10 protein-coding genes are annotated in these 12,013 nt (G+C 45.3%); 3 read left to right on the top strand and 7 right to left on the bottom strand.

The genetic code is table 11. The features are described 5' to 3' along the window. Window positions 1-38: 38 nt before the first annotated feature. Window positions 39-695 carry a response regulator transcription factor gene (locus tag MHB85_RS09130; RefSeq protein WP_091014657.1) on the bottom strand — a complete coding sequence of 219 codons (657 nt, stop codon included), beginning with the start codon at window positions 693-695 and terminating at the stop codon, window positions 39-41. 439 nt (window positions 696-1,134) lie between these two features. Here MHB85_RS09130 and MHB85_RS09125 point away from each other — a divergent pair, with 439 nt between their 5' ends. Further along, a complete protein-coding gene (locus MHB85_RS09125) occupies window positions 1,135-1,545 on the top strand; it encodes a uroporphyrinogen-III C-methyltransferase (RefSeq protein WP_091014659.1) in 411 nt (136 codons plus the stop codon). Continuing rightward, a complete protein-coding gene (locus MHB85_RS09120; protein ID WP_192134701.1) occupies window positions 1,542-2,606 on the top strand; it encodes a phosphodiester glycosidase family protein in 1,065 nt (354 codons plus the stop codon). Before MHB85_RS09125 ends, MHB85_RS09120 begins: the two co-directional genes overlap by 4 nt. Before the next feature lie 302 nt (window positions 2,607-2,908). Here MHB85_RS09120 and MHB85_RS09115 read toward each other — a convergent pair whose 3' ends face one another. The 6 genes from MHB85_RS09115 to MHB85_RS09090 all read right to left on the bottom strand — a co-directional run bounded on the left by MHB85_RS09115 (window position 2,909) and on the right by MHB85_RS09090 (window position 10,575). Further along, window positions 2,909-3,925: a LacI family DNA-binding transcriptional regulator gene (locus MHB85_RS09115; RefSeq protein ID WP_091014664.1), complete on the bottom strand. Its 1,017-nt coding sequence runs from the start codon at window positions 3,923-3,925 to the stop codon at window positions 2,909-2,911. Window positions 3,926-4,002: 77 nt separating this feature from the next. Continuing rightward, on the bottom strand, window positions 4,003-6,171 hold the full coding sequence (gene bglX / locus MHB85_RS09110; RefSeq protein WP_192134699.1) for a beta-glucosidase BglX: 2,169 nt from the start codon (window positions 6,169-6,171) through the stop codon (window positions 4,003-4,005). 98 nt (window positions 6,172-6,269) lie between these two features. Beyond that, window positions 6,270-7,865: an ABC transporter substrate-binding protein gene (locus MHB85_RS09105; RefSeq protein WP_192134697.1), complete on the bottom strand. Its 1,596-nt coding sequence runs from the start codon at window positions 7,863-7,865 to the stop codon at window positions 6,270-6,272. 53 nt (window positions 7,866-7,918) lie between these two features. Continuing rightward, window positions 7,919-8,821 (bottom strand): carbohydrate ABC transporter permease, encoded by a 903-nt coding sequence (locus MHB85_RS09100; RefSeq protein WP_036610027.1) that lies wholly within the window; start codon window positions 8,819-8,821, stop codon window positions 7,919-7,921. An 18-nt stretch (window positions 8,822-8,839) separates the two neighbouring features. Continuing rightward, window positions 8,840-9,799, bottom strand: coding sequence for an ABC transporter permease (locus tag MHB85_RS09095; RefSeq protein WP_017689585.1), 960 nt, complete (start codon window positions 9,797-9,799; stop codon window positions 8,840-8,842). Window positions 9,800-9,810: 11 nt separating this feature from the next. Then, on the bottom strand, window positions 9,811-10,575 hold the full coding sequence (locus tag MHB85_RS09090) for an alpha/beta hydrolase (RefSeq protein WP_091014675.1): 765 nt from the start codon (window positions 10,573-10,575) through the stop codon (window positions 9,811-9,813). Between the two features lie 473 nt (window positions 10,576-11,048). On the opposite strand from MHB85_RS09090, the gene MHB85_RS09085 reads away from it, so the two are divergent. Next, a complete protein-coding gene (locus MHB85_RS09085; RefSeq protein ID WP_192134695.1) occupies window positions 11,049-11,966 on the top strand; it encodes a serine hydrolase domain-containing protein in 918 nt (305 codons plus the stop codon). Window positions 11,967-12,013: the final 47 nt, after the last annotated feature.

The following is a 12,013-nucleotide window of genomic DNA, read 5'->3' as shown; positions in this document are numbered from 1 at the left end:
CGAACTGTTGTGATCATGGGAAGAACAAACCTGTTTCGTCAGGATCCCGTCTTCACTTGTCTTGCGTGCAAGGCATAACGTTCAATGGCCTGCGCTCTACTGCTTACTTCCAGCTTCACGTATATTTTACGCAGGTAATTATCAATGGAACGTCTGCTAACGTTGATCTCATTCGCTATTTTATCATAGGTTACACCCTGAACAATTCTTTCCATGATAAAAGTTTCGGTTTCTGTTAATTCAATGACACGTGATTCTGTCGGAGATTCCACAGGTTGCGCCCACTCCGCACTGTTTAACCACGCCAATGGAATGGACACATGACCCTCACGTAACCCAGAGATCAGATGAATCAGCTGGCTAGGGGAAGCCTGTTTGGATAACATGCCGCTTGCACCAAGACTCATCAGATGACGAAACAGCTTCACATTGTCTTCATCCGTCAGAATGATGATGTGACTGTGAGGTGACAGATTCTTCATCTGGGCAATATATTGATCTGCCTGTCCCTCTGGAAGACGATAATCCATCAGAATCAGATCAGGCTGGTGAATATTCACCAGATCGAGCCCTTCTGTTCCGGTCGAAGTCATGCCACGTACCGTCAGATCTTGCTGCTCTTCCAAAATCAATTTTGTACCGAGCATGCTGGTGGGGTGGATATCTATGATGACCACCTGCCATACTTTTTTCATTGTTGTTCCCCCTGTTATGTATTGGACAAATAACTTTTAAATTCTGCCATGATGATTTCATCGTCTATGCGACAATCCGAGTATAGAAGAAGCATAGGTCGGATTATGTCGAAAAACAGAAAAATACAGGAGGCAGCCGATAAAAAAGCTCTATTTTCACTGTATTTTGTTATAAAAACACCATAACGTCCATCTTCCCATCCCCGGAAAGGTCAAAATATAGTATAAACTTCCTGCATTTCTATCTAAAAAAGTCGAAAAACCTGCCCAAAGTTCCTACTTATTGCATCTATAAGAAATTGTATCCTAGGACTTCCTTCCGATGCAATCTCTTTTTACTCTATTAAGTAAAGAATTTCATTTTTGCGTAATCAATAGGGGCATGATAGAATGAGGACTGGAAATTTTTTTGTACCTATTAATGACCAGGAGTGATGATATGAAACCATCTGCCCCGTCCTCTGACATCCATCACACCCGGAGCGCCAAAGGCAAGGCTGGATCTTCAATCAAGCTGTTTCTGGTAATGTGGATTGTTCTCATTGCACTAGGAGTCGTTGGAACCTACTATTATAGTAACCATCTCCAGCAACAGATGATTAATCAGCTTCAAGCCCATAATCAGCAGCAGATCGCAGCGCTAAAAACCGACTACGAAAATCAGCTAACAACGATATCAAAGGAAGTAGAAAACCTGCAGGGACAGGTTCAATCCTTTAATGAATTGCTGACTTTCACCAAGGATAATGCAAGTGACAAAACGGATAACAGCAACAAACTGTATACCCAGCTGAGCGAAGTCAAAAAACAACTGGAGACACTCCAGAAAAAGATGGACCTGCTCAAATGATTACACCCGTCAAACAGGTTAATCGTTTTTTTATGCTTGCACTCGCTCCTTTTGTTGGATTGATAATATGCCTGCTGCTGCTTCGTCCTCCACTTGAACCCGGAGGTTTGACGCCGACCGAACTGTCAAAGGATACGATTACACCCCGGACCCAAGCAATTAGCCAAGAGCTTGCGGGGGCAAAAGATGCTGCTGTCCAGACTTCTTCTTCTATTAAAAGAACGACACAGCTCTATAATAAAACAACAAGTACGATGTCTACACTTGTGCAGAAGGCTTCTGCCCAGGCGGATCGTCCGGAAACGATTTACAACAAACGGATTTCATCCAAGCTTGGCGTTCCATTTGAACGGGTAGACAGTGACCGGCTAACGATTGAAATGTACAGAGTGAATCCTGGCAGCTATAAGGGCTATGCCATGAAGATCAAGCTAAAAGACCCTACAGCCATGCAGATGGCTCTAGACAGTGAACCTGGGCGTTCTGAGACGACCATGCAGGCTGTGAAGCGTAACGGTGCAATTGCCGGAATTAACGCAGGTGGATTTGCTGACAGTGGCGGCAAACGTTATCCACTTAGCACAACCGTCATGGACGGGAAGTACGTGAACGGTTTCCAGGCCAGTTTCAAAGATCTGTTTTTTGTAGGACTTAACGATACCGGCAAACTGGTCGGAGGCAAGTTCTTCGACAAAAACTCACTGGATCGCCTGCAACCGCAATTTGGGGCTACGTTTGTTCCGGTGCTGCTAAAGAATGGGCGTAAAACCACAATTCCTGCCAAATGGAAAGTATCACCCAAACGAGCACCACGTACAGTCATTGGCAATTATAAGGATGATCAGTTATTGATTATTGTAGTTGACGGATATAATGAGGGCGGAAGTTCCGGTGCTACCCTTGAAGAGCTGCAAGGGCGGTTGTACAAGCTTGGGGTGATCGACGCCTATAATCTGGATGGCGGCGGATCATCCTCGCTTATTCTGAATAATCGGGTTGTGAATAACCCTTCAGATGGCAACCTCAGACCGGTGCCCACACACTTTTTATTTTACAAATAATAGGGTGAAGCATTTCTTTTCTACCTATAATGGTTATAATAGAAGAAAATGAGCTTGTGCAGGAGGTGCGAAGGGCATGTCATTTTCACTGACATTCTGGATTATTGCAATCGTATTGACTCTCTTCATTACAGGCATTCTCACTTCATCCTACAACAATGACAAAACAAAAGGCTTGTAAAGGCCAAGCCTCTCTCTGGAGAGGCTTTTTCTTTCTATTGCTTCATCCTCGAAATAGCAAGAGACAAGGCTTAAAAGAATGATTCGATTCTTCTAAGCCTTGTCTCTTGCTGTATTCGGGATCAATAGCTAACCGCCCGGTCATTCCGCATGGATATAACCGAATCAGACGGAATAGGCCCACTCACCGACCCACCCTCAACTAATGTCACATAAATTCGTTCATGATCGACGGGTTCTCCAGCAATAATTTTGATCAATTGTTCAGCAGCGAGCGATCCCCACTTGCGCTTGGAATAATCAATACTTGCCAATCTCGGCTGGACGTATTTGCTCAATTCAATATTGTCGAATCCGATGACATCAATCTCCTGACCAATACCAAGTGCACTGTCTGCCAGACGATCACACAAGCCAATAGCCATCTCATCATTGAGGCAGAATACCGCTGCGGGTCCATCATACACCTGTACAATCTGTTCTGCGGCTTGTTCTCCACCACTCTTCTCAAAATCTCCCGTGATCTCAATCCATTCCACATCGGCTTCACGTTCCGCAACCTGTCTCACAGCCTTTAACCGCTGCACAGAGTCAAACGAACCTTCCGGCCCTGTCACCACATAGATTTTCTTATGTCCCTGTTCAATAAGATGTTCCATCGCAAGTGTCGCCCCGGCTTTGTTATCCAGCAGAACCTGATTAATGTTGGGATGATCCATCTCACGGTCCAATACAACGATTTTGTGCCCACGATCGGCGTACTGCATCAGTTCCTCACTTGCAAACGTATGATCCAGAATGATCGCACCATCAATCATCCTCTCTGGAAGCATGCGATGGGATTGTTTACCACTGCACACGATCAGGTCATAACCTTGAGCATTACATACGGATTTCATGCCACTCAGCAAGTCCCCATACACATCTCCTCTAAAATCGGTCAAGAATACACCTAGAATTTTGGATTCCCTCTTCTTCAGTGTTCTTGCTGCGGCATTTGGAACATAGTTCAGTTCTTTGGCAATGGCCAAAATTTTGGAACTCGTCTCATCGGTCACTTTGTTGCTGCCATTCAGCGCATATGACACAGTAGAGATGGAAACTCCCGCCTGTTTGGCGATATCCTTGATACTGACCACATTTTTCGCTCCCCTGTTATGTTCATCAGGCCTTCCATAACAAAAGGCCTGACACATTACTCTTTCCATTCATCGGATTAAACAAGTCTGAATGATTTCTTCTGAGTATCCCGACTGTTTGCACCCACGAGAATATGGAACTCGCCTCGATCACTGCGGTAGCTTAAGTCAGAATGGTGATAACGAAGCTGTTCTTCATTTAACGTAAACGTGGCTGTACCACTCTCGCCTGGCGCCAGTGCAAGTTTCACATATCCTTTCAGCTCACGCATAGGACGAACGACTTCACCCGTTACATCACGAACGTACAACTGAACGGTCTCCACGCCTGCGCGCTCACCCGTGTTCGTTACACGTACTTGAATGCTCAGGGACTCTTCGGCAGTCATCTCGTTACTTGACACTTCAAGATCACCATAAGAGAACGAAGTGTATGAGAGACCATAACCGAACGGAAGCAAAGGTTCATTCGGGCTGTCAATGTATTTGGAGACATAACGTTCTTCCGTCTTCTCCGGGTTCAGCGGACGACCTGTATTGAAATGGTTGTAATAGACCGGAATCTGACCTACGGACTGCGGGAAAGACATCGTCAGACGTGCAGATGGATTCACTACACCTGTCAGAACATCTGCGATTGCTGCTCCGCCTTCACTACCTGGGAACCAGGCTTCAAGAACGGCATCCGATTCATCGATTACACCATGCAGATCCAATGGACGGCCGTTGAAAATAACGCTGGCAATCGGTTTTCCCGCTGCTTTGAGCTGTTTAACCAATTCCAATTGGGCTGCTGGCAGACGAATATCCGTGCGTGATCCACCTTCTCCACTCATCTCGGAGTCTTCACCAAGAGCGAGGACAATCAGATCTGCTTTGCTTGCCACTTCAAGGGCTTCCGCAATCTGCTCAGCTGTAATCGTATGAACATTACTGCCTTGAGCAAATTGAACTTTTCCATCCTTCGTCAGGCGTTCTTGCAGAGCTGTTCCGAGCTTGACTGCATCTTCCTTAACTCCTTCACAGGACCACCAGCCCAGAATATCAGGACTCTGTGCAAAAGGACCAATAAGGGCTACATTAGCGTCAGGTTGAAGTGGAAGCACGCTGTCATCATTCTTCAACAGAACAGCTGATTTTGTTGCCAGTTCGTACGATACCTGACGGTGCTCTTTGGAGAATACAATCTCACGTTCACGTTCAGGATCAGCTGCACGAAGTGGGTTATCAAACAATCCCAGCTTTTCTTTCAGTTGCAGAATTCGCAGAACGGCTTCATCAATGAGTTTCTCATCCACTTCACCACTCTCAATCAGTTCAGGCAAATGATGCACATAACAAGGTGTCATCATCTCCATATCTACTCCTGCGCGAATGGCACGATATGCCGCTTCACGATCATCTTCCGCAGCACCATGCGCAATCATTTCGCGAATGGAAGCCCAGTCCGAGATCAATACACCATCAAAGCCCCACTCGTCACGCAAAATGCCGCGCATTAACTTCTCATTGCCACTTGCCGGAATACCGTCAACCGTATTGAACGAAGTCATGACCATCTCCACACCCGCATCCAACGCTGCTTTGTACGCCGGCAAATAGTACTCACGCAAGTTACGCTCAGACATGTCCACCGTATTGTAATCCCGACCACCCTCAGCCGCTCCATAAGCCGCAAAGTGTTTAACACAGGCTGCAAGACGATCTGGCTCATCCTTCAAGCTGTCGCCCTGATATCCACGTACAAACGCAGCCGCAAACAAGCTGTTCAGATAAGGGTCTTCTCCTGTTGTTTCCATCACACGACCCCAGCGCGGGTCACGAACCAGATCCACCATCGGTGCAAAGGTAACATGCAAACCGGATACAGCTGATTCACGTGCTGCAATTTCAGCACTTTTCTCAGCCAGTTCTGTGTCCCATGAACAACCGATCGCCAATGGAATCGGGAAAATGGTTTTGAATCCATGAACTACGTCAGCCATGAACAAAAGCGGAATGCCCAAACGGCTTTTTTTCATATAAGCTTGCTGTACATCAATGATGGCCTGCGCACCCGACAATCCCAGAATGGACCCACTGGCATCCACGGACTGCTCCGTAATTCCCATCTCTTCCATCGGCCCTGTGATCTGACCTTCAACATTTGTTCCTTCATAGAAGTTGGCAGTTAACTGAAGAAGCTGAGCTGTTTTTTCCTCCAACGTCATCTGTTTTACCAGGTCTAACAACTGCTCGTTATTCATCTGATCATATCCTCCACTACAAGTTGTTGAAATAAAGAACCCGGCTGCGTTCGGGGAGAGACCGCGCACCGGGTTCAAAATTAATTACTGAATGATTACTAGAATTTATCGTTTAGCTCATCCAGATAAGGTTGAACCAGGGACATTTTACTGTTTACCCATTCTTTCCAGTTTGCCTCTAGATCTCCGTTTTTGAGGATCAAGTTGGCATATTCATTCTGGTAGTCGAATGAAGCCTGACTCTTAGCTTTGGAATCGTACAGGTTGACATCCCAATCGTATGGTGCAAGCGATTTGCCTTCTGTACCAAGTTTTGCTTTTTCTTCGAACAATTTAACGGCTCTATCACGGTAATCTTTTTTGATTGCAGGGTTTACAACACTGAAGTCGTCACCGAGCAGATACAGACCTTCGAAACGTGCTGGATATTTATCTTCCAATACCGTTCCTTCTGGCAACAAGCTAACGAGTTCGTTGTTTTCATCATATTTCCAATCTTTTCCTTCAAAGCCCATGTTGATGAGCAACTGTCCTTCTTTTGTTGCGGAGTAATCGATCAGATCCATGATCCGTTCGAATTTCTCGTCACTAATTTCTGGATTGAAGATCAATGCCGACCAGAAGTTGGCTTGCTCCATGTTACGGTATTTACCGTCATCGCCTACTACGATTGCTGTGTGTACCAGTTCATCACTATCTACACCCAGATTTTTTTTCATATCGGAATCCAGACCTTGTCTGTACGAAGCCAGTCCGCCCAGACTTGTTACAGCAGCTGTACCTGTTACTTTGAAGTTGTTTTGACCTTCATTGTTTTTCCATGTGTAGAACTCAGGATTGAGCAGTCCATCTTTATAGGCTTTTTGCATCAATTTAAGTCCTGTCAGCGTTTCAGGATCTGCTGGTCCCCAGTGAAACTTACCATCTTCACCTTTGTAGAACGGAGAGTCAGTCATGGCATGCACACTGTTTGGCATAATCATGTTTGTCATGGCATCTGCCGCATTGTAGGACAGAGGTACAAGTTTGTTACCCACTTTGCCTGGATCTTTTTCTTTCACTAGCGCAGCATATTCGTTCAATTCGGTTGTTGTATAAGCATCTTTCAGTTCAAAACCAACTGCTTCAGCCCAGTCTTTACGAAGCGCAATGACACCAATTTGGTTCGTGAGTGGGTCAGCCGGTTTGTTCTCGAAATAGATTGGTCTAGGCAGGACATATGTTCCACCTGTCAATTCTTCCAACTTGTCTCCAAGACCCGTCAAATTGTAAGCTGCTGCCACGTTAGGCCAGCGTTCTTTCCAGTCATCCGGGAATTTGTAGAACAAACCTTGTTCAATGCTGTTAATGGCATCGCCATGTACGTAGTTCCATACCGCTACATCCGGCAAGTCGCCAGAGTTGATCCACAGACGAAGCTTCTCGCCCCATGAATCCCAATCGATATAGTTGTAGTCCCATGTTAAATTAAATTTGTCTGTCCAGAACTTGTGGAAGTCATTATCCAGGTTCCCGTTTTTGATTTCTGTCAGGTTAGCTACAGAGATGGTCAGGTTGTCTTTGTAATTTCCCTCTGCATCTTTTTCGTTACCACCTGAAGCTCCTTGACTGGAACAAGCGGTCACCATCAGTATAACTACACTAAGCGTGATGGCAAAGAGAGCTCTTACTGACAACTTTTTCTTCGTTTTCATGTTTTACCCCCATGTTTTTGTGTTGAATTTTGATACAAAATCCTATACGTATATCAGGTTTTGATTGCCCCTGTTAATACCCCTTTGGCAAAGTGTTTTTGCAGCATTGGGAAGAAACACATAATTGGTACCATGGTGACAAATACGGCCGCCATCTTCATGCCCATTGAGAAGTTGCTTGCCTGGGCAGCATCCACACTGGATGCATTGGATGCATTCGTCGTAGATGTCACGATAATATTTCGGAGTACATTCTGGAGCGGTAACTGATCCGCTTTTCGAAGGAATATCATCGCATCATACCAACTGTTCCAGTAAGCCACACCGTAGAACAACGTGATTGTAGCCATAATTGGTGTAGCAAGCGGAAGAACAACGGAGAACAAAATTCTCCACTCTCCTGCTCCATCCAGTCTCGCCGATTCCATCAGCGATTCAGGCAAGGTGTAGAAGTAGTTCATCATCAGAATCATGTTAAACGCACTGAAGCTTCCCGCCAGGATAACGGACCACAGCGTACCTGTAAGATGAAGTGATTTCATGATCAGGTACAGCGGTACGATACCACCATTAAAGATCATGGTGAACAATACCAGGAAAAAGAGAAACTTCTTAAACGGAAATTTGTTGCGACTAAGGCCATATGCCATGCTTGTTGTCAGGAACAAGCTGAGTGGCAAGCCGATGACTAGCAATATAATTGTATTTTTGTACCCCGTCAGAATCGTTCCGTCAGCGAACAATGCCTTGTAGGAATCCAATGTCCATTCTTTAGGGAACATCAAAAATGGATTGTCAGCATATTCTTTTTGTGTCGCAAATGAAATCATGATGACATTCCAGAACGGAATCAGGATCATCAGGGCAAGCACTAATAATACGGCGAAAATAATGTAATCGAGAAGTGTCATTTTTTCTGTACCAATTCTCGGTTTTTTGTTAGCTTTCTTGCTCATCTCATTTTTCCTCCTCTCTTATCGGAACAAACCGTCTCCGCCAAGCCACTTGGCAAATCTGTCAGCAAGAAGCAGCAAGGCCATATTCACCAGGGAACGGAACAAGCTGACCGCTGTCGAGAATGAGAAATCGGTAGATGACTGGAACGTAATCCGATAGATATATACATCGAGTACTTCCGATACATTTTTGGTAGCGGCATTTGCCAAGTTGAAGATCTGGTCAAACCCGGAAGACATCAATCCACCAACCGAGAGAATAAACATGATTGTGATGGTTGGAAGGATGTTCGGTAAAGTAATTTTGAACATCTGTTGCATACGGGAAGCCCCGTCAATCTGTGCTGATTCATACTGATCCTGATCAATACCGGAAATGGCAGCCAGGAATATAATCGCGCCCCATCCACTTGATTTCCAAATATCAGTTAACAGCAACATTGGTACAAAGTTGGATTCAGACCCCAGGAAGTTAATCGTTGGCAATCCGAGTAATCCGAGCGCGCTGTTTACCAGTCCGTCATATGCCAGCACATTGATGACTACCCCGGATACGATGATCCAGGACAGGAAGTGCGGGAATGTAAGAACGGTTTGGAACAATTTTTTCCCTCTGCGCATCCGCAATTCATTCAGCAACAGCGCCAGAATGATCGGGAACGGGAACTGAATAATCAGTTTCAGAATATTGATGTACAGCGTACGCCATACTGCATCGATAAAGGTTGGATCACGGAAAACATATTTGAAATTCTCGAATCCGCTCCATGGACTTCCCCAGATGCCCAGGTTGGCCTTGTAATCTTTGAATGCCAGAGACAGGCCACCCATCGGCATGTAGGCAAACAGAATTAGCCAGACAAGCCCCGGAATAAGCAGGGTGTATGTCATTCGGTGCTTCCAGATTTCAGTCCAGAGCGAATTGCCCTTCACGTTTCCCTTCAGCTTTTTGCTAGGTCCTTCGGCTGCAGGTTTCACATTGCATCTCCTCACTCTACTATGGTCTTGTCGTTGTACAGAAAATCAAACATTGTTCTCAGGTGGTGCTCCCAAAATTTCCATTCATGAGCCCCCGGCGTCTCCACATACCGAAAATCAAAGGCAGTCCCTTGCATGTATCTCGCATAGTCGCGATTCATCTCTACGAAGGGGTCACTATCGCCACAGCAACTGAGGATATCCGGTAAAGGAACACCCTGTTCAAGCAGCTTGGCCGACAGTGCGTAAATATCCTGATCGGCTTTTACCTGTAAACATTCTCCAAAAACCGCTTTCATTTCCTTGATCATGGTCGCTGGCATATGGGGATCATGGAGTCGTGTCTGGATATCCGTTACGCCGGATAGGGACACTACTTTGCGATATCGCTCTGGATAAGTTAGTCCACATTTCAGTGCACCATATCCACCCATGGATAAACCGGCGACGTATGTTTTCTCCGGATCAGGATTCAGATTGAGCAGACGCTTGCATATTTCAGGTAACTCCTGAGTGATGTAGTGGAAGTAATTCAGGCCGTATTCCATATCGGTGTAATAGCTTCGATTCGCTTCCGGCATAATGATAGTACAGCCATATTGCGCTGCATACATCTCAATTGTGGTTAACCGCTGCCAGGTACTCGCATTATCGCCTGCCCCGTGCAACAGATATAGTGTACCGCCTGAAGTCTCTCCGGAGTCACTGGACACAACATGTATGCTGGTATTCATGCATAAGGTTGGCGATCCAGTTTCGATCGTTATATGTGCCATAAATGTAACCCCTCTCATCATCGCCTGCTGTCTTTACTCATTCGTTTCTCTGGCGTTGGATTGCAGGCTGTTGTAGATTCCCTTGTATTACGATGGGTTATCGAAACGATTTTCTCGAATCGTTTCAAAACATAGCCAACGTTGATTCACATGGACTTCATTACAACACTTTTAATGTGGAAGCGATTTCTTCGAATCGTTTCGAATAAATCATAAGCCCGATGAGTAAATCCTGTCAATAACCTTTTTACAAATTTCGCGTTTTTTTCTCGAAAAAATGCTCTTTTAAGTCTAAATTTGCGTCCAAAGACACTATTATTACGAAAATATGAAAATTTAGTAAGTGCTATTACAACTTTAATTGACACCAAACCAGGTTTATACTAACATGGGTTCTGATTTTGCATTCAAATTACGGAAACGTTTCACCAACCGATTTTACTCAGGTTTCACCTGATATTAGGGAGGTTAATATGTCTGAGCAACTCAAAGGTTTCATTCATTCGATTACGGAGCAACAATTGAACGTTTTTTCCATTCGTATATTACAAAAAGGGCATCTGCTTGCCCATTGGGACCGGGATAAGGATCAGCGCAGGGTACAACATTCCATCAGTAAATCCTTCACGTGTATGGCCGTTGGTCTTGCGCTTGAAGAAGGTCTGATACATCTGGATGCGACACTTGGTGATTATTTCTCTTATGATCAGGTACCCTCTGCACAGCGCAATCTCCCATCGCCGCAGGAATTGAAACTACGTGATCTTCTCCGAATGTCTTCGGGTCATGACTCTCCCCCTCTTTGGGCTGATGAGCGAGCTTCATTGACCGAAAAGGACTGGGCGAAATATTATATGTCTCTGCCTCTGGACCGGGTACCTGGAGAACAATTTACCTATAGCAGTGGGGATACATTTATGATCTCAGCCATGCTACAGGCTGCTACCGGCCAAACCGTGAAAGATTACCTGACTCCACGGTTATTTGATCCACTTGGCATCCATGATGTAGAGTGGGAAACCTCTCCACTCGGCGTAACACTTGGCTGTGCAGGTCTTTGGATAAGTAATGAGGAACTGAGTCGATTTGGACAGTTACTGCTGCAGGAGGGCTTTTGGGAGGGCAGACAGCTTGTTCCTGCGGATTGGATTCGACAGGCTACGTCCCAGCAGATCGAAACGACTGGAGACGGTGATTGGGGAAAAGGTTACGGGTATCAGTTCTGGATGTGTTCCCATGATGCTTACCGCGCCGATGGCGCCTATGGTCAGTTGTGTATCGTAATTCCCTCAAAGGAAGCTGTCATATGTATTAATAGTGAGGAAGAAAATATGCAAGGCATCCTGAATGCCGTCTGGAATGAGGTTTTACCCCTTTACACCCAGCGTTAGTCTACTTATTTTATCTTTTTTCAATTTGCAATTATGCCATCCAATTG

It is taken from the genome of Paenibacillus sp. FSL K6-4396 (genome assembly GCF_038002525.1).
Classification (GTDB): Bacteria; Bacillota; Bacilli; order Paenibacillales; family Paenibacillaceae; genus Paenibacillus; species Paenibacillus amylolyticus_B.
The sequence above is the reverse complement of the archived record's forward strand: the minus strand, read 5'-3'. Positions and strand labels throughout refer to the sequence as shown.

Excerpts from the sequence above, each read along its gene's own strand:
- MHB85_RS09090 (WP_091014675.1), bottom strand. The coding sequence starts at position 10,575 with ATGGCACATATAACGATCGAAACTGGATCGCCAACCTTATGCATGAAT.
- MHB85_RS09100 (WP_036610027.1), bottom strand. The coding sequence starts at position 8,821 with ATGAGCAAGAAAGCTAACAAAAAACCGAGAATTGGTACAGAAAAAATG.
- MHB85_RS09120 (WP_192134701.1), top strand. The coding sequence starts at position 1,542 with ATGATTACACCCGTCAAACAGGTTAATCGTTTTTTTATGCTTGCACTC.
- MHB85_RS09085 (WP_192134695.1), top strand. The coding sequence starts at position 11,049 with ATGTCTGAGCAACTCAAAGGTTTCATTCATTCGATTACGGAGCAACAA.
- bglX (WP_192134699.1), bottom strand. The coding sequence starts at position 6,171 with ATGAATAACGAGCAGTTGTTAGACCTGGTAAAACAGATGACGTTGGAG.
- MHB85_RS09105 (WP_192134697.1), bottom strand. The coding sequence starts at position 7,865 with ATGAAAACGAAGAAAAAGTTGTCAGTAAGAGCTCTCTTTGCCATCACG.
- MHB85_RS09130 (WP_091014657.1), bottom strand. The coding sequence starts at position 695 with ATGAAAAAAGTATGGCAGGTGGTCATCATAGATATCCACCCCACCAGC.
- MHB85_RS09125 (WP_091014659.1), top strand. The coding sequence starts at position 1,135 with ATGAAACCATCTGCCCCGTCCTCTGACATCCATCACACCCGGAGCGCC.